This is a genomic window from Vibrio ishigakensis (genome assembly GCF_024347675.1).
Taxonomy (GTDB): domain Bacteria; phylum Pseudomonadota; class Gammaproteobacteria; order Enterobacterales; family Vibrionaceae; genus Vibrio; species Vibrio ishigakensis.
Window position 1 is genome coordinate 152,477 of record NZ_AP024882.1, and the last position, 23,943, is coordinate 176,419.

The window sequence follows — 23,943 nt, forward strand, 5'->3', positions numbered from 1 at the left end:
TTAGATAATACTACAGAAACAGGGATCAAACTATGAGTCAGAGAATCAATCTTGGGCACCTCTCTGCCGGCTTCACCTCAATCCTAATCGGCTATACCGCCGCGGTGATCATCATAGTACAGGCCGCCAACAATTTAGGTGCTACTGAAACTCAATTAGAAAGCTGGTTATTAGCCCTTGGCTTAGCCATGGGTATCTGCTCAATCGCTCTGTCTTGGTACTACAAGCTGCCAATTCTAGCTGCATGGTCAACGCCAGGCGCGGTGCTGATCGCAAGCGATGGACACGGTTATGGCCTTTCCGTTGCGGTGGGAGCATTTATCGTCTCTGGGTTTCTGCTAATGTTGACTGCATTTGTCAAACCCATCAGCCGAGCCCTAGCACAAATTCCTTCACAGCTGGGCACCGCCATGTTGGGCGCAATACTACTTCCATTTTGCATGGGCGCATTTGAGACCTTGCCAAGCAGCCCGTGGCTGTTCTTTATTATGCTGGTGACCTTTTTTGTGGCTAAGCAATTTGCATCAAAATACGCCATGGTCGTTCTTCTGGCGGTCGCCTTGGTCTGTGCCACATATATGGGCAGTTTCAATGGTGTAGATTTAAGCCTAAGACTGGCAAGCCCTGAATGGGTAACGCCAGAGTTTGATCTGCACGCCATCCTAAACCTTGCCCTTCCTCTGTATATCGTGACCATGCTTTCGCAAAACCTACCTGGCTTTGCCATGATGAAAAGCTTTGGCTATGAGCCGCCAGTAAAGGCAACCCTAGCCACTACGGGAACGGCTAATATTCTGTTCGCTCCAATCGGTGGATTTGCCATTAATCTGGCTGCTATTACCGCTGCTATCTGCATGAATGAAGAGGTAGATAAAGACACCTCTCAGCGCTACAAGGCGAGTATCTGGGCTGGGGTTTTCTATCTTATTGCGGGACTGTTTGCCACCTCAGTAGTGAGTCTTTTTTTGGCCTTTCCAAAAGAGCTTACTCATTTACTCGCCGGCTTTGCTCTGCTTGGCACCTTGATGATGTGTCTGCAGACCGCATTTGCTGAAGAAGGCTACCGAGAAGCAGCTCTACTTACCTTCTTAGTTACTTTATCTGGTGCAAATTTTTTAGGAATCAGCTCTACCCTTTGGGGACTGATGATAGGTATGGTATATCTAAAGCTGTTCACTCAGAAAAAGGTCAAGGATAACCATGAAAATCAGGCTGTTACATCCTAGCGAAACGGATATTCAGAAAGAACTCCTATTCACTGCCCTTTGGAAACCAGAAGACGAAACACCGCATACCAAAGCAGATTTGGAGTTGCCCCATATCAAGGAGTATTACCAAGATTGGGGCAAACAGGGGGATTTAGCTTTGGTAGCAGTGAATGGCGATGACGCGCCGATTGGACTGATCCAGATCCGCCACAAAACCTGTGTAACTGACGATCATGCCGAGCATCCTGAGTTAGCAATGGCGGTGCTTCCTGAACATCATGGTAAAGGTATTGCCAAGGCACTGTTCGATGAACTCTTCACTCGCATCGAAAACACCGAATCCGGTATCCGCCTCGGGGTTCACCCGAAAAACCAAAAGGCGATAGGCTTGTATGAGAGATTTGGATTCCGAGTGTACGATAGGCCAGATAAAGGCTACCCACAGATGGTTTGGTTAGCGGAAACGCTTTAGCATCTGCTTTGCCATCTGCTTCAAGAGACCCGAACGCAGCATATTTGCGCCCACTATCAGCCCAAGACCTATGTATTGATGCAGGCTGAAGCGCTCATCAAATAGGGTAAATTGCCAAACAGCGGTAAATACCAGATTGGTATAGATGAGCGGGGCCAACTGTGAGTTGGTCTCTGCTAATCGATACGCGCTGTTGCGAGCCAACTGTGTGCCGATAATAGCAAAGGTCATCACCATGACTATTAGCATCACGATATGGCTAGCAGTGAAGGTAAAGTTCAGATCTACAGCGCCTTGCTCATGGAACAGAGCTAGGATAGGCACTAGTATCACGCCCGCCAACAGAAAAGACCAACCGCTGCTTTCCATACCGCTCATGCTGCTTTTAGATGCCCTATGTAGACTCAGCTGAGAAACCGCATTGAACATGCCCGACATAAGGCCAATCAACAGCTCCGGTTTAAAGGTAAAGCCATCCGTATTACCCGCCAGAAATATCACACCCCAAAAGGTAAGACCAATTGCCCACAGAGTTGCTGACTGCAATTGAATCTTAAATAGGCAACGCTCAAACAGTGCGATGAATATTGGCCCTGTGCTGAATAACACCACGCTTTCCACCAGCGACAGCTTGCCCAAAGAGTAAAGGAAACAGAACTGACAGGCCGCCACTCCAACAGCGCGGATAATCAGCACGCGCCACATATCTCTCTCTGGAAGACATCGCTTTGCCAGCAGAATCAGAGACAGCATGATGATGGCAGGCAAGAAGAATCTGAGAAGTAACACACTACCCGTCGCCATTCGCAGTGTTAGAAATTTTGCAGTTAAGCCCGTAAGAGAGGTACAAAAAGTCGACATGAGCATAAATGCGGTGGCGCGTTGGTCAGTCTTTATCAAGTTACATACTCCTAAACCCGATGAATTTAGGCGCAGTATAGGTCTCAAAGAGCTTGAGAATAACTGAATAATGCTGAACTATACTGTTAGAAAAACTTACATATAGCATCCAATGAGAAAACAGGTTCCTCTAAAATCAATTTACGCTTTTGTTGCGGTTAGCGAGACAGGCAGCATGTCCGCGGCAGCAGAAAAGATCAATGTCAGTCACTCTGCCATAAGCCAGTCTATTAAAGCACTTGAGTCTCAGCTGGATACTGTACTATTCACTCGTATAGGACGACGTGTTGAACTCAACAAGGTGGGCAGAGAGTATTATCGAAAGGTAGCTCCAGCTCTTGAAATCATACTGGATGCTAATCAAGATTTACTTAATAAAAATAGCCCAAGGTTGACCATCAATATGGTTAACTCTCTCACTCTGCATTGGTGGATCCCTAGAGTCAACCGATTGCAGGCGCTGGCACCTGAACTGGATATTCGTATTTCAAATCGCGTAGGCGTGTTTGACCTAGATGCTGAGGGCGTAGACATTGCCATCATTCACGATGCCATCGAACCTTGGAAAGACTATCACTGTGAGCACCTAGCCGATGACGAGCTCATCTTGGTATGCAGCCCTAATCTTCTAGAACAGAGCACAACACCGCAAGAGCTGTTCAATCAGCATCCAAGGATCAATGTGAACAATGCTAGACGTAAGCATGATTGGAAGATCTGGTGTGACGCCTACGATCTTTCGAGGCCAAAGCCCGATCCTAAGCTCACCTTTGTAGCATCGGTGCAAGCCATTCAGGCTGCTATTAGGGGACTAGGTATCTTGGTCACCCATCGGCACTTCGCAAAGGATGATATTGAGCAAGGAATGTTGGTAGAAGTGGGAAGCGCAGTCACCAACCCGACGCAAGGTGTGTATGTGGTGTGCCATGAAAAGCAATTGGAGAACCGAAATGTATCCGTATTTCTCCAATGGCTTAGGGATGAGTTTTCAACAAATTAGTCTTTGTTTTCTCTCTTATGCTTTGGCACATAGTTGAGGATCGAGATAGGCACTTCCTTACGTGGTTGGAAGCCTTCGATCTCACGGCGTTCAATAAGGTGACCCAATCGGCTCTCAATCATACACAGGTTTTTGAAGTTGTCCTTCGACACAAAAGAGATAGCCTCACCTTTGGCATCCGCTCGGCCGGTACGACCGATGCGGTGTACATACTCATCCGCAGGGTACGGCAGGTCATAGTTGATTACGCGAGGCAGCTCTTGAATATCGATACCACGTGCGCCCACACCCGTTGCAATCATGTATTGGATCTTGCCTGCTTTAAAATCCGCTAACAGCTGAGCACGCACCTTTTGGTTACGTCCGCTATGAAATGCCTCAGCAGCAATACCGCGTTTCTCTAGCTGGCTAGCAAGCTTAGCCGCACCGTGCTTGGTCTCAATAAAGATAAGCGCCTGATCCCATTGGTATTCATTGATCATATGCGCAAGCAAAGCAGACTTCTTATCCTTATCTACTGTAACCAGCCACTGCTCAATATTTGATTTTGATGCGCTGTGCTTTGAGATAGCAATCTCTTCCGCGTCATCAATTGCAGTGCGTGCTAGCTCGCGAACTGGATTAGACAGGGTCGCTGAAAACAGCAGGTTTTGAACATCATCAGGAAGACGAGCAATGATCTTGTTGATGTCCTCGATAAAGCCCATGTCCAACATGCGATCAGCTTCATCCAGAACCAGAGTTTCCACTTCCTCAAAGTAAACCGCACGCTGACCATACAGATCAATTAAGCGTCCAGGAGTGGATACCAATATATCCACTCCTTCAATCAGAGCCTGCTTCTGAGGTGCATAATCCACCCCACCATATATAGCGGTTGAAGTAAGGTCGGTAAACTTGGCGTATTGCTTAACCTTCTCATCAACTTGGATGGCAAGCTCACGAGTAGGAACCACAATCAGTGCACGCACACGCTTCTTTTTCTTAGTGGTACCAGTGCTCAGCATCTCCAAAATAGGCAGTACAAAACTCGCCGTTTTACCCGTACCCGTCTGCGCTGCCGCAATCAAGTTTCGACCCTTCAATACGATAGGAATCGCTTTCTCTTGGATAGAAGTCGGCTTGTCATAACCGGTTTCGACAACGGCATCGGTCAACGCCTTGGAAAGACCTAGTTTAGAAAATGGCATAAATCACTCTGTGGTTTGCTGAACCCTTTAGATGCAAAGAATTCTAGCCTAAGAAATGGAGAGGGATAGTAGCATGGATGTGTATTAATTTTATGTGTTTTTGAGGCTAGATAGCTTCTCAACAAGTAATTTTAACTATCAAAGAGCACAAAAAAAGCGCCAATCAAATTGGCGCTTTAATACTCTTTTTAAATAGGTCGATTACTGTCGTTGGAAAGACAATGTAGCTTCGCCCGCAGGTGAGACGTCAAATACATTAACACCCCAATCCCAACGTTTTAGCACAGCAACAAAGTTACCTGAAGCTTCTACAGACGTAATTTCCATCTTAAAAGTATCGATTACTCGATCGTAGGTCTTGCTCTCAGAATCCTCGAATTCACATCTGACAGTCAAGTACATATCACCGCCTTTTTCGAACTGAAGAAACTGCTGAATACCTCCGCCATTAGTACCGTCAATACAAGCATCTCCCGGATATGCGCTCATATCATAACCTTGACGATACTTATTAAATACGAACGATGGTGATGAATTGAAAATGAAAGCAGCTACTTGCTCTGTATAAACATCATCGCTTTGAACTGTCACACTCCACTCACTAGTACCCTCAAAAATACTAGATGTGAAAGCCGGTCTTTCTTTAGCAGAGTTATCATTACCTTCTTGTTGGCCACTAACGGCCATATCTGCAAACTGTACACCGTTAAAATCTACAAAATTGTCAACCTTAAAATGCTGAACGAAAGCTGATGAAGGAATATCTTCACTATCAAACGACTTAATTTTCGCATCTAGGATTTCTTTGTCTGCATCCCAATCAATTTCAGTTTCTGACCAAACTTCAGGTTTGCCATTGGCATCCACGTAATAAAGCTTCGGATCTTCTGCTTGCAAGCGCATAGTTGTGCTAGCGTAAGATTCAGAACCATCACCAAGCTCAGTATGACGCTGAGAGATGAAGGTTTCCTTTGTGTTCATCCAGCTAAACATGTTGATTTGGTCGTAAATTAATGCACCTCGCATTTCAAACTCATTTGAGGGTACAAGTGCGTTGTTCCAAAACGGTACTGAATGGTCGATATAACTTTCACCATTTGGCTCATTACCTTCGATCTTTATCTCATTGAATGGTTCGTCATGAGGAAGATCCGGCTGATGATAATGAACTGCATTCCAATCATGTTTAGACATGTAAGACTGAGAGCCGTCATCTAACCACTCTTGAACACGCTCTTCATAGTAGTCTTGGTTGTCGTTACGCACTTCTACAGGTACACCAACAGGGGACTGCCACTCAGTCATAAAATCAGTAGCACGAATCCCTTTGTTAAATTCAGTTGTCGTAATATCTCTGAACTCAACAAAATCAACACAAGTATCTAGAGTGGTTCCTGCTTCGATTTTATTAATTTCATCTATTACTGGACAGTTTTCAGACCACTCTCGATCTGGTCTATCCTGAGCACCCTCATCAGCCGGATTACCCTCATTATAGGTTTCATAGCCACTGTATTTTGCAAGCTCTAGGTCCTCATAATGGTAGACAGCACCCTTCTCACCTTTAAAGTCAAAACTAGTGTCTCTGTTATAGTCAAACTCCCAATACGCGTGCACTTCTACCGTATTCGTAGTTCGCCATACTCGCTCTTCTCGCCAGTTCTGCATAGGATCACCGTTACCATCGGCATAATCCTCTACATACCACTGCACTCCCTCTTTCTTATCTTCATCCAAGCCTGCGTCCGATACGCGAGTCATATAGACAAGGTGTTCAACACGGTTGGTAAACTCATGATTATGGTGACTGTGTTGCCATAGGTTTGTGACGTAAACTTCAACCGTGTCCCAACCAGCATAAGGCGAATCAGGGTTATTTTGGATATCTTCTAGGATTTCTTGCTCTATCTCTTGAGCTTTTTCCATGTCCTGTTTAGCGATTGTCGCTCGTTCAGCAACATCGTTATCAGCGGCAAACAAATAGTCTTCAAATAGATTGTCTGTATTATCTAGATTCTGGTTATCTGAAACTTTTTGACTGGCACTTTTATAGCTTGCGTCGTTAACCAGACCAGTGTTGCTTAGAGCAATTTCATTCACAATTTGTGTAGTGAAAGGTGATACCACAATATGCTCTGTTTGAGTACCAATTGCTAAAGCCTCATACTTGATAGTCGAGCTTTCTTCAGAGGAAGTTGATAACGAGTATGTTGATGAATCACTTTCGATGTTCGCAGTTATCTTCGCGTTTGCTAATTTTTCCTGGTTGTCACTCTCAAGTTCGAAATGAAATTGTCCATTCTCATCCGTAGTCGTAGTGAATTCAGACTTACATGTCTCATCCAGTCCTTCGAAATCAAGGCAGACTTCTGTGCCAGACTTGTAGGCTTCGTCAAGAACGACACCAGAGAGAGTAAAGGTGGAAGGTTCGCCACCCGAAGACGAGTCAGAGTCTGAACACCCTGCCATAAGTGCAGCAAGTGTGACCGCTAGAAAAGTAGATTGCTTGTTCATCGATTTCCCAAGAAGCTAGATAAAATTAAAAGTCGCGCGATAGTAACTGCAGCGGGAAAACAATGCTTACCAGTTCACGCCACAATTCCGAATACGACCAGAATCAATATGGGACAAGCTTCATACACTAGGCATCATCCCGAGGCTAGCTCAAATTAACTTTGAGTTCGTTTATGTGATGTAACACCTTGAAAAACTAACTTACTCATTCACAAGGCAAATACCACCTTGTTACAGTTCTGAATTCTGTATAACCTTGCACCCTATGCCTTTAGTTGCACTAAAGGCCTAACTCCCCTCTTCAAAGGGAAATTCTTTTAGATTTGATAGCGAAGTAGTAATGAGAGTTAAAGGCTTTACTCTGATTGAGCTAGTTGTGGTGATAGTTTTGCTTGGTGTGATTGCCGTGGTGGCAGCGCCGAGGTATTTGGACTTCCGTGTGGATGGCAAAATAGCCGCCATGAATAACTTTGCCAGCGCGCTGCGCTCTGGCGTTGATCTCGTGCATGCAAAGGCCATTATTCAGGGGCAAGAGGGAGAGACGGGCAAAGCTGACCTTGGCAATGGTACCAACCTCGACCTTGCTTATGGCTATCCTGATATGAGTTACGGCAATCTTGATAGCCATATCACCAAGTTAAGTGGCTGGTTAAATGCTGAGGTGGTCAACCGGCAAACGAACAAGGATTGGCCGCGCGAAGTAATGACTATGGATCGCTCTCAGGTTGGGTTGGATGGCGCAAAGCGTGTCATTCAGTTTTTCTTTATGAGCGACTCCAAAGCAGGACTAGTAAACAGTAAGTTCGAATGTATGGTTCAGTATCAAAACGCTACAGAAAGCAGCACACCCATCATTACTACCTATCTCGATGCGTGCTAATCCAATAGAAAAGAAGCTACCAAACAGGCAGCTTCTTCATACATGTCACTTTAGAGACTTTGCTGATGCGCCTGGATCAATTCATCCATCTTAGCCTGCGCCAATTCATTTGCCTCAGCAAAACTCATCCCCGAATCAAATTCACTGATCACCTCGTAGTAGCACTTTAATTTAGGTTCTGTGCCGGACGGCCTAACAATCACCCGCGATTTATCCTCTAAATAATAAATAAGTACATCACTCGCCGGTAAATCAATAGATTCAGCTTTCCCGTCGTCAAAGAGCCGACTTAGGGTTTTCAAATCTTCGGTAACTTGAACCCGCTTACCTGCTATTTCTTGAGGTGGGCTCGCTCGCAGCTTATCCCCTATTGGAGGTGCTTTCGGATCTAAAGCAATACTGCGCTGCGCGTTTAGGTAGAAGCCATGTTGCCTGTAGATATCTTCCAGTTTGTCCCAAAGCGTTTTCCCCTGCGCTTTTAACTTGGCTGTCAGTTGAGAAAAAGCTACTAGCGCCGATAAACCGTCTTTATCCCATACCTTACTGCCGACTGTGTAACCCAGCGCCTCTTCATAAGCAAACAAGAATGGCTTTTCCTTGGTTTGTTGCTGCATTGCAATGTTGGTGAGCCACTTAAAACCGGTCAAGGTTTGATAGTATTGAGCGCCATGGGCTTTAGCGATACTGCTCAGCAGTCGCGAGGAGACAATGGTGTTTCCCACCAAAGAGCTAGGCTGACCTTCGAGCAAGTATTCTCCTAATAACGAACCCACTTGGTCACCAGTGAGCATTTGATACTCTCCATCTGGGCGTTTTACCGCAACCGCAAAGCGGTCGGCATCAGGGTCATTAGCGCAGGCGATATCAGCATCGACTGATTTCCCCAACGCCATCACCATGTCCATTGCACCCGCCTCTTCTGGGTTTGGAAAGTTAACCGTTGGAAAGCGACCTTCAGGCTCTCGCTGCTCGGCAACACTAGCGACTTTTTTAAATCCAGCATCTGCGAGCAAGGTTTCCGCCATTTCCGCGCCTACCCCATGCATTGCGGTATATACAATCGAAATATCGGTATTCCCATCGGGTATCAGCAGCGGATTTTCATTCATCGTTTTGCGATAGGTTTGGTAATACTCATCTTCTAGCCAAACCAGTAGTCCTTTTTGATGCGCCTCATCCAAAGGCATCAGCTGTAAAGGAAGTACTGTGGCTTCATCAATCTTGTTGGCAATACCTGCATCGTGGGGCGGAATAATCTGAGCACCATTCTCCCAATACACTTTAAAGCCGTTGTACTCTGGAGGATTATGGCTCGCCGTAACTACTACGGCGCCAGCAGCATTGCGTTCAAGAACACCGAAAGCAGCGATAGGCGTTGCCGCTACCTTGTGAGTGAGATAAACCTTGATGCCAAGAGCAGCCAATACCGAAGCGGTATCACGGGCGAATTGCTCTGAATCAGGGCGACCATCATAACCAATGACTATGCCGCGAGATTGTGCATCAGCGACCTGCTCAATTAGATAGTTACCCAAGCCCATCGCCGTTTCTTGAATCACCAAGCGATTCATACGATTCGGTCCTGCGCCTATCATTCCGCGCAGACCAGCGGTACCAAAGGCCAAGCGAGAGCCGAATCTGTCTGTCAGTTCTTTCTCGTTGTTGGTATCCACTAGATGTTGGAGTTCATCTCGAGTTTTCGGGTCTGGATCTCTTGCTAGCCACTGGCTAATTTGTTCCGACATATTACATCCCTCACCAATTTGACCCAGTTGAAGTGAAAGATTAACTGAGCCTGAATGTTCCTATTGAATAAGTGTAAATGACTATCAAGTGTTATTCAGGGTGGGGTTTAGATAAATAGCCACCACTGTAAATCAGCAAGTTTAATCTTACTGATTCTCATTCGCGTATACAATTAACTAAACAGATTTACTTGGAGAGAACGTATGTCAGAGCAGCAACTTTATGACCGTTATCTACCTGGGTATACGGACGCGCACAGCGAAGACGAGCGACAAAGGTTATGGTTTTTGGCATCACCACAAGCCAGGTACAAAATACATCGAGGTCTGCAACAACGGCATTGCGAAGGAGATGATTGCATCCGTTTTCGTGACCAAGAAAGAGCAGAACTCGGACCCGTGGCATGGCCAGATCTACTTTCCTTGGACGTTGCCCTATGGAAATCACGTCAATGGAATCCAGACTTCTTTGGTTTAGAAAGCTCTGAGACTCCGATTACCAAGCAGTCTGTTTCCGCTAACAACAAACCCGATAGCTACATCAACAGCTACAGCGGAGAGCGAATGCAGCTCTTCTACGAGTCACGTTTTGTGTATGCGAGGATCTATAGCGCTGCCCACTACGTACTGATGCACGCTAAATTACTGGCAGAGCAGTGGAGCCAAGAGCGCTTTCGTCATCACTTGCCTATCGAACTCTACACGCCGTCAACAAACGAGCGTTCTTTTACCACTAGCTTGGTCAATATCAATGGCTACCAATCACTAAGAAAGCATTTTCTACAGGATTTTAGCGACTGGTCTGAAAGCCAACAGTTCAACTGGCTGATTAAGCTAAATGATGAGCTTAACAAGCAAACCGCCGCTGCCTACATCATCGAGTATGAAGACGATGATGGCATCCCTTGGATAGACTTTGTGTGCAAGAATGACAGTGCGCTGAATCTAATACGCCCAGCCCACTTTGTGGAAGATATTCAAAGGATTGCCGCCGATAGTACCTTTATCGAACATCAAGCACTCAAGCTAGCATCAAGAATAGAGGATGAATGCAAGGGCAAGTGCATGTAATTAACCACAAGCATGTTTGATAAAACCGAACGTCCAAACGACCATATTCTGGGTATATAAATCATGGGGGGTGGAGGCGATGCTATCGCTGAAACAGTTGTCGTACGCATTGGCTGTCTCTAGGACACTGCATTTTCGTAAGGCAGCGGAGACTTGCCATGTCAGACAATCAACCCTGAGCACAGGCATCAGTGAGCTTGAAAAGCAGCTCGGTATTAAGATCTTTGAGCGTGATAATAAGAAGGTGCTCATTACCCCGCTAGGGCGAGAGGTGCTAGATAAAGCCAGTATTATCATGAGCCAGTTAGACGAGTTGGTTCGGTTAGATAACAGCAAGGGCAAACCTTTCTGTTTCCCACTATCCGTAGGCATGATACCAACCATAGCCCCCTATCTATTGCCGAAATTGCTCCCAGTCCTCAAGCAAGAATATCCTGACAGCAATATAGATATCGTAGAAGAACAGTCTCATGTATTAGTGGAAATGGTTCACAGTGGGGAGATAGACACAGCCGTGTTGGCGATGCCCTATCCTTGCGACGGATTGCTGACCCTTGAGTTCTGGCAAGAAGATTTCTACTGGATTGCCTTAGATGGGGAGGCAAACACCAAACAGACTGAGATCACCTCACAGCAACTGCAAGAGACCAACCTGATGCTGTTAAAAGACGGTCACTGCCTTAAAGACCACATCCTAGACGCTTGCCGTTTCTCCGATGACACTAACAACCAAGAGTACAGAGCCACCAGCTTGAATACTCTGATACAGATGGTTATGAGTGGTTTGGGCACTACCTTAGTGCCGGAAATGGCGATAAAACAACTGGTTACCCACTACCCTGTCCTATCCGCTATCCACTTAAATGAGCCCAGCCCGCATCGTCGTATCGCTTTGGCATTCAGGCCGAATTATGTTGATATCACCACACTACAACTGCTAGCTAAGATATCGAAACAGTCTTTGATGGAACACTGACCTGACTCTTTGTCGGTGCCATTATTCATCGATTGATAAAACCTGCGCGCCGTACAGTTATTAATCGATTTTATCGATTGAAGTAATCACCATTATCATTTTTACAAATCACCAGTTCTCCCCAATACTTTCCCTATCTGAACATAAGGTTCTGAATAAATAACCGTGATTTCGCCACAGAGTGATTGTTAATTCCAACAAAACAGTCTTCAAGAAACGTACGGTTTTATTGTTGCTTTAGAAGAAACCTTATTCAGCAATTGCTCGATTGGATTGTTGTAGCCGTAATAGAGCAACGAATACATTCAATAGCCTGTGTTTGTTCACCAGTTGTATAGATAGACACCCGCGTTTTGCACTTTAAAGGGAGTACATCATGTCACAAGACAAAGCACACTCTTCTGGGAAATGCCCAGTAATGCATGGCTCGATGACTACAAGGGACCGCACCGAGAAAGACTGGTGGCCCAAGTCTCTTAATCTCGACATCCTCCATCAACACGACGATAGAACCAACCCTATGTCCGGTGCTTTTGACTATCAAGAAGAAGTCAAAAAACTGGATTTTGTAGCTCTGAAGCAAGACCTTATTGCTGTTATGACCGACAACCAAGAGTGGTGGCCAGCAGACTGGGGTCACTACGGTGGCTTAATGATTCGTATGACCTGGCACGCAGCTGGCACCTACCGAGTCGCTGATGGTCGTGGTGGCGCTGGGACAGGTAATCTACGATTTGCCCCTCTCAACTCTTGGCCGGATAACACCAATCTTGATAAAGCACGACGCATCCTTTGGCCTATCAAGAAGAAATACGGCAACAAGCTCAGCTGGGCTGACCTAATCGCCTATGCTGGCACCATGGCTTACGAGTCGATGGGTCTAAAAACCTTCGGCTTCGGATTTGGTCGCGAAGACATCTGGCACCCTGAGAAAGACATTTACTGGGGTTCAGAGAAAGAGTGGCTCGCCACCTCAGACAACCCTAACAGCCGTTACTCCGGCGAGCGTGACCTTGAAAACCCACTTGCGGCGGTAATGATGGGTTTGATCTACGTAAATCCACAAGGTGTAGACGGACAACCTGACCCAGCTAAAACCGCACACGATGTACGCGTCACCTTCGCTCGCATGGCGATGAATGACGAGGAAACCGTAGCACTAACCGCCGGTGGCCACACTGTAGGTAAAGCGCACGGTAACGGTAATGCTGATGAGCTAGGGCCAGAGCCTGAAGGCGGTGATATCCATGACCAAGGCTTCGGCTGGCTCAACAAGAAGTCACGTGGTGTGGGTAACCAGTCTGTTACCAGTGGCCTTGAGGGCGCATGGACGACAGAACCGACCAAATGGGATAACGGCTACTTTGACCTCCTCCTAAACTACGAATGGGAACTCAAGAAAAGCCCGGCCGGAGCTTGGCAATGGGAGCCGGTAGGCATTCAAGAAGATCATAAGCCTGTAGACAGTGAGAACCCAAGCGTTCGCCACAACCCAATCATGACTGATGCTGATATGGCGATGAAGGTAGACCCAGAATATCGCAAGATTTCTGAGCGCTTCCATAAAGACCCAGCCTATTTTGCTGAGACCTTTGCCCGAGCTTGGTTCAAACTGACTCACAGGGATATGGGACCTAAAGCACGCTATATTGGTCCAGACGTTCCTCAAGAAGATCTTATCTGGCAAGACCCAGTGCCAAAAGGCAACGCTGGTTATGATGTAGCGGCAGTAAAAGCTAAAATTGCCTCTAGCGGTTTATCAGTGAGCGATATGGTTTCTACCGCGTGGGATAGTGCGAGAACCTTCCGTCACTCAGATAAACGCGGCGGTGCAAACGGTGCACGCATTCGTCTTGCTCCACAAAACAGTTGGCAAGGCAATGAACCTGAGCGCTTGTCACGCGTACTTTCAGTACTGGAAGGTATCGCCAGTGATACCGGAGCAAGTGTGGCCGATGTCATTGTGCTCGCCGGTAACCTTGGCGTAGAACAGGCAGCGCAAGCCGCTGGCATAAGTGTCAATGTGCCTTTCCATCCAGGACGCGGTGATGCCACCGACAACGACACAGATGTAGAGTCGTTCGAGGTACTAGAGCCACTTCATGATGGTTTCCGCAACTGGCAGAAACAGAGCTACGTGGTAACGCCTGAAGAAATGCTGCTAGATAGAGCACAACTCATGGGGCTCTCAGCTTCTGAAATGACGGTGCTTGTGGGTGGCATGAGGGTGCTTGGTACTAACCATGGTGGCAGTCAGCACGGTGTGTTCACTGACCGAGTCGGCCAGCTCACCAATGACTTCTTCGTCAATCTCACCGATATGGGATACACCTGGGACCCAGTAGGTGAGAACGCCTATGAGATCCGCGACAGAAACACCAAAGCCGTAAAATGGACTGCGACCCGTGTAGATCTAGTATTCGGTTCAAACTCCATCTTACGCGCTTACGCTGAACTGTATGCCCAAGACGATAACCATGAGAAATTTGTACACGACTTCGTGGTCGCTTGGAGCAAGGTAATGAACGCAGACCGCTTCGATTTGTAATCGATTAGTCTGATACACCCAATAAACAAAACCCCGCATTTTCAAGCGGGGTTTTTTATGGTTCATCGCAAATTAGAGTGGAGCGTTAATAATCCCTCTGAGTCAGTCACTCCCTCCGAGCGATTGATTCACAAGGCCGCGGTGAACCCATCCGTGGGCGCTTGGCGCTCGCCTCCCTGCGGGCGACACCTTGCTCCATCAATCACTCTCCAGCAGCTGCATCAGTGGGAACTCCAACTTCGCAAGGCTCAAAGTCATCGCCGATATCTGGGCGTTTGAGCGGCAGGCTGTGGTGCAGGGCAAGTGTTTGAGGCAAGGATGCCGAAACCAAGCCTACAGGGAGGTATTTACGGCGGCTTGCCATGCATCACTGGCAGAGTGAGCACACGAACCTCAAGTAGTAGTTGTTCCCGCGAATCTGCAATGAACCTTTTTTATTTCCTTATGCTTTCCAATCGCCTCCGAGGGATTTATAAAGACCCACAGTCACCTGCGAGGTTTGAAGCTTAGCTGCGACCTCTTGGTCGAGCAGCATGCGCTTTTGGCGCTGAGCATCAAGTACGCTCAAGTAATCAATCAGCCCAGCTTTATACAGAGACTTCGCCTTAGTTAATGCTGTCTCAGCAGATTGATACGCCTTTTCGATGCTCTTCTGGTGCTCCTGACTTCTGCCATAGGCAAACAGCAAGCTATCCACCTCTGCAACTGCGCTATTTACCGAGTGTTGATAGCTCATAGCTGCCGATTCAAATCTAGCCTCGTTCATCTTAACCATAGCCTTGCCTCGACCACCATCGAACACATTCCAATGGATGCCTGCAGCCCCTACCCAGCCGAATGAATCACTGCTGAACAGGTCATCAAAGCTGTCCGCCGAAACGCCCGGAGCACCAGTTAGGAAGAACTTCGGATAGCGGTTGGCAACGCTGGCTGCCCACTCTTCATTCACCGCTGCCATCTCGCGCTCGGCAAAGCGAATGTCTGCTCGGCGCTTCAGTAACTCTGAAGGCAAACCGACAGGGATAGTTCCCTCAAGTTCAGGGAGCTCAGCCTCATTTGCCAAACGAATGTCCACCTTAGATAGAGGCTCGTTTAAAAGCGTTGCGATACGCTGTTTGTGCACCTGCTGTGCGATTTCAAGTTGAGGTAGTAGCGCTTCTGTGGCTGCAGTTAGCGCCTGGGCTTGGGCAAGGTCAAGCTCAGAGCCATAGCCGCTAACAACCATTTTTTGTACTAGTTCTTCGGTGCGCTGCTGGTCTTCAAGGTTATCCAGCATTAAGGCATGGCGTTTTTGAGCGCCGCGATACTGAAGGTAGTTATGGATAAGGTCGGCAGTGAGCAAGGTGGTTAATCCATCCTGATAGATTTCCACCTGCTCTTTTCTTATCTCCGCGGCATTGGCTTGTCTGTCGAGTCTTCCGAAGATGTCCGCCTCCCATGCAATAGAGGCACCAACAAAACCGCCCTGATGCTGATTATCCAAAAGCGTCATACCGCCAATCTGAGGAGGCAAGCCAGATACGCTATCACCAATAGGATTTAGTGCAGGCGATAACAGGGAGTCATTCTTACTCAACTGATAGTTGTAGTAGCCGGCACCGACACTTACTGTTGGCACCTTAAATGACTCAACTACCGTCTGATAGTTCTTTGCCATCTTCACGCGTTGCGAGGCCATCTGTAGGGTCAAACTCTGGCTCTGCATATCCTGAACCAAGGTGTTCAACACCGGGTCATTCAAGCCTAGCCACCAATGACCCTCATTAAGTTGAGCTTGAGTTTGGTCATTGATATAAGCTTCGGCCATACTCACTGTCGGCTCCTGATAGTCAGGGCCAACAGCACAGCCCGAAAGCAGGATTGCTAGCGCAATAGGAGTAAAGTTTTTTAGGTTGTTCATCATTATGTCCTATTGAGTAAGTAGCTCTGCTTGAGGCTCAGTTGCTTCTTCTTTGGTGGTCAATCTATACAGAGCCGGCATCACAAACAGTGACAATACGGTTGCCGCCACTAGACCGCCGATAATGGTTGCTGCCATCTGATCAAACAGCAGGTCACTCAGCAGAGGGATCATGCCCAGCGCTGTGGTCAATGCGCCCATACTGATTGCCATGGTGCGATTAACCGTTGCATGCTTGATGGCATCGGATAGGCCCTTACCATTGGCACGCTCTAGCTCTATTTGGTCCATCAACACTATGCCGTTTTTGATGATCATGCCCGATAACGTGATTGCCCCCACCAAAGCCATAAATCCAAATGGCTTATCCAAACCAATCAGTGCAAAGGTTGCACCACAGGCCGCCAGTGGAATGGTTGCCAAAATGATGATTGGCTGTTTAAAGCGGTTGAACATAGCCACTAGGATGATCACCATGATCAGTAGTGCCTTTGGCATCTGCTTCATAATATCCGTTACTGCCTTGTGCTCATCGTAATACTCACCGCCCCACTCCATGCTGTAGCCCGATGGCAAAGCGATTGCTTCTATCTGATCGATAAGTGCATTACGAACGCGTGCTGGTGTTGTGGTTCTAGCCACGTCCGCTTGTGCGGTAATGGTCTTGACGCGGTCACGACGCCAGATCATGCTTTGCTCCATTTCTAGCTCAAAGCCATCGACAACCTGACCCAGTGGTACGCTATGTAGACCTAAGATAGATTTCACCGGCAGAGTCTCTAGGGATGCCATATCTTGGTTATCAGCACGTAGCCTGATTGGAATCAGCTCATCATTCCAATTCATCTGGCCAAGAGGCATACCATCGGAAGAGCGCTTCATGGCAAAGGCGATATCGGTGCGGTTGATACCCGCCTCACGAGCACGTTGCTGATTAATGATTGGCTTAAGCATCTTACTCGGCTGGCGCCAGTCATCTCGGATGTATTTAGCATCAGGGTGAGTAGCAAAGATGGCTTTTGCTTGGTTAGCTAGGTCATGTAGCACAGTCTCATCAGGTCCAGAGAAGCGCGCCTCTACCGAGAACTTATCCGCCGTTGCTAGCTTCAAGTTTCTAAACCTTGGCTCAGCATCAGGGAAGTTCTGCGCTAGCCATTTATCACCGCGAGCAATCAGACCATTGATGCTGTGAAAATCCACGGTATTGATAAGGATCTGGCCATAAGCTGAATCCAAAGGCTCTGGCTCAACAGTTACCGAGAAGCGAGGAACGCTGGCACCGATAGAGGTCGAGAAACTTTCCACCTCAGGCTGTGCAATCAACCACTGCTCAACACGCTTCAGGTCATCTGCGGTGCGCTCTATCTTGGCGCCGTTTGGTAGCCAATAGTCCAAGAAAATAATGGGTCTGTCTGATTGGGGAATAAAGTTCACAGCCACCGACGGAATCGCAATCGCTGTTGCGGCAACAAGGGGAATCAAAGCCGTCAACGCCTTCGCTGGATTATCTACCGTCCAACTAACCAAACGCTTATACAGTGACTCTTTATCTGCTTCTTCTTTAAGATCTGGCTTTAGGAATAGCCAACAAAGCAGAGCGGTAATAGTCATTGCCACCAGCCAAGAGAACATCAAAGATGCGGCTATGATGTAAAACACTGAACCCGAGAACTCTGCTGCATCGGTTTTAGAAAACAGCACTGGGCTTGCCGCCATGATAGCGATTACAGTAGCCCCAAGCAGGGGAATAGCCGTCTCTTTTACCGAATCGATAGCCGCTTGTGTGCGCTCAATGCCTTGCTTGAGTTTTGCCATCATCATATCGGTGATCACGATAGCGTTGTCCACCAGCATACCAAGCGCAAGGATAAAGGTACCAAGGGATACGCGGTGCAGGTCAATACCGGCGATATACATGTAGTTAATAGTCAGCAATATAGTCAGCAGCAGGCTAGTTCCGACTATGCTCGCACTCTTAAAGCCCATAAAGACCAAAAGCACCACAAATACGATACCGACGCTCTCCATCAGGTTTCCGACGAAGTTATCGATAGATTTTTGCACTTCTTCGGGCTGATAGGCGATAGTCGAGATATCAACACCAAGTGGCAACGTCTGTTCAAAACCATCTAAGATATTAAGGACTGTATCGCCGAGGGAAACCACGTTGATGCCCTCAACCGGACTTACCGCAAGGGTAATAGAAGGCTCGCCGTTGTAGCGGTTCTGGTTAAGTGCCGGGGTCTGATAGCCCATGCTAATATCGGCCACGTCACCCAAACGAATACTGCCTGAGCTTAGCTCGCCCACACCACCTCGGATAAGTAGGTTTCGAATATCATCCAGAGATTCAAACTCACTGCCTTGGTTGATACGAATGCGTTCACTGCCCGCATCGAAGCTACCCGCCTCAAACACCATATTCTGGTTATTTAGCTGATTCCACACCTGAGCGATAGAAAGGCCATATTGAGCAAGTCGCTCGTCAGGCAGGTCGATGTTCACCACGCGAGGCTCAACCCCGTGTAGTTCAATCTTCTTGATGCCGTCTACGGTTTTTAGCTGACGCTGTAACTCTTCTGCATAGCGGCGCAGTTCTTCTGGCTTAGCATCTGTGCTGTGAATGGCGAATAGCATGCCATACACCTCAGAGAACTCGTCCTGAACTATGCTGATCTGCGCGGTAGAAGGCAGCCTGAGCTTAACGTCATTAACTTTGCGACGAAGCAAGTCCCACTCTTGAGGCAGTTCGTCTGAGCTCATGCTCTCTTTAAGATCCACAAACACCATAGACACGCCCGGGCGAGATAAAGAGCGTAGGCGGTTCAAGCTTCCCATCTCTTGAAGCTTGGTCTCTATAGTATCTGTTACCTGTTGCTCTACCTCATGGGCAGAGGCTCCCGGATACAAGGTCACCACAACCGCCGTTTTCACGGTAAAGCTTGGGTCTTCTAGCTTACCCATGTCGAAGTAAGAGTAGAGGCCAGCAATAACGCTCAGTGCGGTAAAGAACAGCACAAAGGTTCTTTGGCGAATGGCAAATTCGGCTAGATTTATCATGCGTTACTACTCTACTCTTACCAATAGGTTCTGTGCTGGGTCACCGTCTTTCACAAAGTGCGAACCGCTTACAATCACATAATCGTTGTTGGTGATATCACCCGAGATACACGCTTGATAAGCATCGATGGCTTTGATTTCTACCGTAGTACTTACCACCTTGGCGTCACGCACTAGGTTCACATGCAGATGCTCTTTGTCCCCTACAATCGCAGAATAAGGAACGCAAGAGGCAAACTCGCTAGCAACCACTTCAGTCTGCACAGTTACTGTCTTACCTGGGAATAACGCCTTATGTTCAGCATCTAAGGTGTAAACCACAGAATAGGTTTGCTTGATAAGGTGAGGCAGAGGCGCAATCTCAGTGACCTTAGCCCCTAGAACATCTTTACCTTGATACCAAGAGACATCCGCCTGCTGGCCAAGCTCAAACTCTTCAATCAGGTTCTCAGGCACGTCAACTTCTACCTCAAGGCGACCATTATTTTGCAGAGTCGCCACCGCGATACCCGGCAGGATCTGCTCATGGTCGTCGTAATTTACATTACCAATGACACCGGTAAATGGCGCCTTAAGCTCGGTATAACCAATGGTGTCTTGTGCACGCTGAATGTTCTTATTCACTACCTGAATAGCGGCAAGGCTGCGCTCGTAGCCGCTGGTAGCACGGTCTAGGTTTACTTGAGCAATGGCGTTGTCCGCCGAGGCTTGCCTCACGCGAGCCAGTTCTGCTTTAGCCAGTTTATGTGCAGAAACTGCTTCTAGTTTTTTGGCTTTGAGTTCTTGCAGAACCAGTTCGTAATCGTGAGGGTCAAGCCTTGCGATCACCTGCCCCTTCTCAACGTTGTCGCCCTGTTTGACTAATACTTCCTGTATGGTGCCAGGGACTCGGAAAGATAGATTTACCTTCTCTTGGGCATGAACAACGCCGTTGAAGGAGTAGGAAGGGGAAGCGCTTGCTACCTGAATAACCTGTAGCGGTCGTGGATCGGGTGAAGTAGTGGCGGTTTCAGTGACCTGCGCGCCTTTACACCCCATTAAAATTAGGCTGCCCATTACTGGGATTAACGGAAATGCATATTTCATAAGATATGGCTCCTTTTAGATTGGAGCCATCATAGAGAGAAAACGGCATTCGATAATCTGCCGTACGCATTACTTACTGTCTCATTATTTATGACAATTGATAGGTCTCAGGCATCACCTTCATAAAATACTCAATAATCGCGCGACTAGCGGCGGTCAAGGTGCGAGATTGAGGATGAAGGATATAGCAATCGCACCATTTCACCTCAGAATCAGTCAGCACTTCCACTAACTCTCCACTTACTAGACTCTCTTGGGTAATGATGTTTGGCAACACCCCGATACCCTTACCTGATAGGATGGCATTCTTGATTAGGCTAAGGCTGTTAGAGATGAGTTTGGGTTCAATATCTATGGTCTCGCCGTTGTGCTCATATTGGGAATAAACATCCCCTGTCGGCCAGCGCAGACACAGCACCTGATGCTGATTAATATCTTCTAGCGTTCTGATTTCATTATGTTTACTGAGGTACTCTGGGGAGCTCACCATGCTCGCTTTAACGGAAAAAAGCTTACGTGCCACGATATCAGAGTCCCGCAACTCACCACCGTGAAATGCAAAATCCAATCCCTGCTCAAACATCTCATCAAAGCCATTGGTGATATTTCGAATATCGAGTGTCACCTCTGGATATTGCTCCATAAAATCAAACAATAGTGGCTGCAGGAACTCTAACGAATCAGGTAACAGCCCCAGTTTTACTTTGCCCGCTACCTTCTTGGTATCTCGATAGAGCACTTGGTTGGCGTTTTCTAGCATCTCGAGCGCTTTGAGCAATTCTTCGTAGTAGACCTCACCATGGTGAGTAAGAGAAAGGCTTCGCGTAGTGCGATGAAACAGTTTAATGTCGAGGGTATTCTCTAACTCATTGATACGACGACTGACGTTCGCCCGAGGAAGCTCAAGGGAGTTAGCTGCCGCAGTAAAGCTACCCAGTTCTACCACCTTAACGAATAGCTTTAAGTCTTCAATCTTCACTTTATTTCCTATGTGAATGAATGCATACACGCGTACCTTATCAATACTGCGTACAGCAAAACCTTGATCTGAATCGCTACATAAGAAATAACCGAGGCTCAATTCTAGTTTGTTGACCTCGGTTACTCAGAGTTAGCAGGTTCCCGCGTTTTACTGAACCACGGCTTGCTGATAAATATCCTGCTCAGAGATTGGCTGGAAGTCACCGGCTATATTCCCTTCAAGTCCGTTCTGCGCATGTCTGTCGATCCTTGGGATAACACTAACCGCTTTTTCTTTGTTCCAGTCAATGTTGCCAAGCTCAATGTACACATCTTGTGGAGCCAGCACAGACTTGAAGCGATAGACTAGATTAGTTAAGTCTGAGATAGACTGGAAATAAGTACCTACACCATAAGAGTCCTCCGGACTGGTGTGTTTCATAATGGCTTCACCGACCGCTTTATCTTCACTAGGTAGAGCCATGCCCGGAACGAAAGCATTGGTTCCAAGCGCTGAGTACATGAAGCCATAAGCGGCATTGATGTCGTCAGTACCTTTAACTTTTGGGAAGGTATCTAGCCAATATTGCGCCTTTTGGAATCTATCTTCCGCGCCCCAAGTATTTGGGAAGGTGCCATCATTCACGTCGATGCTTCTCTCTTTCGCTTTGCTGATTTGAGTCTGCATATTTGGCGGATTGGTCATCACTTGATACTGCTTGCCGTGAAAGATTTTGACCTCTCCATCTTGGATCTCGACGATCGCTGAATCCCCAGTCGAGTCTGCAATCGACAGATGCTTAGGGCTGGCTGAATAGCTGTATCCACCTTTAATTGCGACCAATTTTACTGACTCAAGTGCTTTAACCGCTTCATCAACCGTTGCGAAATTATCTAACACATAGCTAACCCAATGATCGCCATCTAGCTCAGGCATATCATCAGAAGTGGAGACTTGGTCTATCTCACCTTGATCGAAATAAAGAGTACGCGCAGTCAGTCCCTTTTCATTCATTCCATCCATTGGGAAGCGGTTGTTAGCAAAGGCTGCAATACTGCCATACTTAGTACGCCACTCGATGGCATTAGCGTTATCGTCAACGGAGCCTCTTCGCTCTATGCCGCGAGGCGTCTTAACTAGAGTCGGTGCTGATGCAGAGAAATAGTCCTCGTTGCGACCCACTATTACAAACTCAGAGTCGGTATTCCACAGCATACGAGTACACGCACTCACGCTAGTCGGGATAAGAGCAGTGGTGGTAAGCGCTGCTGCAAGGCAGGAAATGATTAATTTTTTCTTCATTTTTGATGTCCTCAGTAGTGAATGAATTGAGGTCATCTTAAGCTTCGTTTGCTAAAGTTCATCCCAGGGAAAGGGGGAATATCCCCCAATTAAAGATTCGCCGAGGAACTAGATGGATGAGCCAAATCACCCTATCTCAACTTACAGCCTTTGTGACTGTCGCCAAGAAGAAAAACTACAGCAAAGCGGCAGCTGCATTAAGAAAAGATCGTAAAACCATCAGTGAGCAGGTTGAATATTTAGAGCTTAATCTTGGCTACAAGTTGTTTGAGAAATCAGGACGAAAGTTAGAGCTCACTGACAAAGGGGAAAAGCTATCTCACCGCGCACAGCTACTCTCAGCCGATATCAGTACCTTCGAAAGCTTTGCTCTAAGCCTATTCGATACTGATCTCGAAACACTTTCGGTCTGTTTTGATGAATCCATACCACAGATATGGCTAACTAGTTTAAGGCGTAGCTGCCTTGCTAAGAAAATCAACCTAGATCTAATAAAGGTCTCAAGAGAACATGGTGAAAAACTTCTCAAGACGGCGCAGTGTCAATTTGGGATGTTCCTGGCCAAAGGACAGGTGATCAATTCAGAGCTGTATTGGAAAAGTTTACCTCCAGTATCTGTGTCCGCGTTTACCCATCAAGACTCCTTACTTTTAACGCAAGTGCCTTGCTCGATTCGGGCTCTGGCGAGTCAAAAGCAACGTGTCTATTCCAGCGTCACAAGCAATACCGATAAATACCCGCTATTACTGTCTGACAGCCGTGTGTTTGAAAATGATCTAGACCTTCTATTAGGTGGTTTGGTGGATGAACCGAGTTGGGCTTTTTTGCCCAATCATCTCGAGCAAAAAATCCCTGAACCTATAAAGAAAATAGATCTAGATGTGGCCGACGAGGCCCAGTCAATCCAACTTCAGCCAGTATTACTATGGGCAATCCCATATCCGGACTATTCTAAAATGATCCTTAAGGCCATAGACAAAGGAAATTAGTCCTCAACCTTGATACACGGAGCGGTGTCGTTTGAATCGTGATAACATACCACGAAATTGAATGACTAGGTCAAAATCCATCAACCTTTAACGGCGGAATGGTGTTTTCAACTTGGTCTTTACCACCTGGTATGACATCAG

General features: G+C 47.1%; 17 protein-coding genes. 8 read left to right on the plus strand and 9 right to left on the minus strand.

Annotation, left to right across the window (positions count from 1 at the left end; genetic code table 11):
• Positions 1–32: 32 nt before the first annotated feature.
• A complete protein-coding gene (locus tag Pcarn_RS14530) occupies positions 33–1,226 on the plus strand; it encodes a benzoate/H(+) symporter BenE family transporter (protein ID WP_261836641.1) in 1,194 nt (397 codons plus the stop codon).
• Positions 1,201–1,680 (plus strand): GNAT family N-acetyltransferase, encoded by a 480-nt coding sequence (locus Pcarn_RS14535; RefSeq protein ID WP_261836642.1) that lies wholly within the window; start codon positions 1,201–1,203, stop codon positions 1,678–1,680. The genes Pcarn_RS14530 and Pcarn_RS14535 overlap by 26 nt, the downstream gene beginning before the upstream one ends.
• Here the strand turns inward: Pcarn_RS14535 and Pcarn_RS14540 are convergent.
• Positions 1,663–2,580, minus strand: a complete 918-nt coding sequence (locus Pcarn_RS14540) for a DMT family transporter (protein ID WP_261836643.1) — start codon at positions 2,578–2,580, stop codon at positions 1,663–1,665. The genes Pcarn_RS14535 and Pcarn_RS14540 overlap by 18 nt on opposite strands.
• 112 nt (positions 2,581–2,692) lie before the next feature.
• On the opposite strand from Pcarn_RS14540, the gene Pcarn_RS14545 reads away from it, so the two are divergent.
• Entirely contained in the window at positions 2,693–3,580 is an 888-nt protein-coding gene (locus tag Pcarn_RS14545; protein ID WP_261836644.1) for a LysR substrate-binding domain-containing protein, read from the plus strand.
• Here the strand turns inward: Pcarn_RS14545 and Pcarn_RS14550 are convergent.
• Both Pcarn_RS14550 and Pcarn_RS14555 read right to left on the minus strand, forming a co-directional pair.
• On the minus strand, positions 3,577–4,770 hold the full coding sequence (locus tag Pcarn_RS14550; RefSeq protein WP_261836645.1) for a DEAD/DEAH box helicase: 1,194 nt from the start codon (positions 4,768–4,770) through the stop codon (positions 3,577–3,579). The two genes, Pcarn_RS14545 and Pcarn_RS14550, sit on opposite strands and share 4 nt — an antisense overlap.
• 201 nt (positions 4,771–4,971) lie before the next feature.
• Positions 4,972–7,284, minus strand: a complete 2,313-nt coding sequence (locus Pcarn_RS14555; RefSeq protein WP_261836646.1) for a hypothetical protein — start codon at positions 7,282–7,284, stop codon at positions 4,972–4,974.
• A 340-nt stretch (positions 7,285–7,624) separates the two neighbouring features.
• On the opposite strand from Pcarn_RS14555, the gene Pcarn_RS14560 reads away from it, so the two are divergent.
• Entirely contained in the window at positions 7,625–8,164 is a 540-nt protein-coding gene (locus tag Pcarn_RS14560) for a prepilin-type N-terminal cleavage/methylation domain-containing protein (protein ID WP_261836647.1), read from the plus strand.
• A 50-nt stretch (positions 8,165–8,214) separates the two neighbouring features.
• On the opposite strand, the gene Pcarn_RS14565 is transcribed toward Pcarn_RS14560, so the two are convergent.
• Entirely contained in the window at positions 8,215–9,909 is a 1,695-nt protein-coding gene (locus Pcarn_RS14565; RefSeq protein ID WP_261836648.1) for a phospho-sugar mutase, read from the minus strand.
• A 204-nt stretch (positions 9,910–10,113) separates the two neighbouring features.
• Here Pcarn_RS14565 and Pcarn_RS14570 point away from each other — a divergent pair, with 204 nt between their 5' ends.
• The 3 genes from Pcarn_RS14570 to katG all read left to right on the plus strand — a co-directional run bounded on the left by Pcarn_RS14570 (position 10,114) and on the right by katG (position 14,504).
• Positions 10,114–10,980 carry a hypothetical protein gene (locus tag Pcarn_RS14570; RefSeq protein ID WP_261836649.1) on the plus strand — a complete coding sequence of 289 codons (867 nt, stop codon included), beginning with the start codon at positions 10,114–10,116 and terminating at the stop codon, positions 10,978–10,980.
• Between the two features lie 79 nt (positions 10,981–11,059).
• Positions 11,060–11,956 (plus strand): hydrogen peroxide-inducible genes activator, encoded by an 897-nt coding sequence (locus Pcarn_RS14575; protein WP_261836650.1) that lies wholly within the window; start codon positions 11,060–11,062, stop codon positions 11,954–11,956.
• 376 nt (positions 11,957–12,332) lie between these two features.
• On the plus strand, positions 12,333–14,504 hold the full coding sequence (gene katG / locus Pcarn_RS14580; RefSeq protein ID WP_261836651.1) for a catalase/peroxidase HPI: 2,172 nt from the start codon (positions 12,333–12,335) through the stop codon (positions 14,502–14,504).
• Between the two features lie 442 nt (positions 14,505–14,946).
• Here katG and Pcarn_RS14585 read toward each other — a convergent pair whose 3' ends face one another.
• The 5 genes from Pcarn_RS14585 to Pcarn_RS14605 all read right to left on the minus strand — a co-directional run bounded on the left by Pcarn_RS14585 (position 14,947) and on the right by Pcarn_RS14605 (position 22,813).
• The gene (locus Pcarn_RS14585; RefSeq protein WP_261836652.1) at positions 14,947–16,404 is read right to left on the minus strand and encodes an efflux transporter outer membrane subunit; all 1,458 of its coding nucleotides are present in this window, start codon (positions 16,402–16,404) and stop codon (positions 14,947–14,949) included.
• Positions 16,405–16,413: 9 nt separating this feature from the next.
• Positions 16,414–19,464, minus strand: coding sequence for an efflux RND transporter permease subunit (locus Pcarn_RS14590; RefSeq protein WP_261836653.1), 3,051 nt, complete (start codon positions 19,462–19,464; stop codon positions 16,414–16,416).
• A 6-nt stretch (positions 19,465–19,470) separates the two neighbouring features.
• On the minus strand, positions 19,471–20,550 hold the full coding sequence (locus tag Pcarn_RS14595) for an efflux RND transporter periplasmic adaptor subunit (protein WP_261836654.1): 1,080 nt from the start codon (positions 20,548–20,550) through the stop codon (positions 19,471–19,473).
• An 88-nt stretch (positions 20,551–20,638) separates the two neighbouring features.
• A complete protein-coding gene (locus Pcarn_RS14600; protein ID WP_261836655.1) occupies positions 20,639–21,529 on the minus strand; it encodes a LysR family transcriptional regulator in 891 nt (296 codons plus the stop codon).
• 150 nt (positions 21,530–21,679) lie between these two features.
• Positions 21,680–22,813 (minus strand): linear amide C-N hydrolase, encoded by a 1,134-nt coding sequence (locus Pcarn_RS14605; protein WP_261836656.1) that lies wholly within the window; start codon positions 22,811–22,813, stop codon positions 21,680–21,682.
• A 116-nt stretch (positions 22,814–22,929) separates the two neighbouring features.
• Here Pcarn_RS14605 and Pcarn_RS14610 point away from each other — a divergent pair, with 116 nt between their 5' ends.
• Positions 22,930–23,802, plus strand: a complete 873-nt coding sequence (locus Pcarn_RS14610; protein WP_261836657.1) for a LysR family transcriptional regulator — start codon at positions 22,930–22,932, stop codon at positions 23,800–23,802.
• Positions 23,803–23,943: the final 141 nt, after the last annotated feature.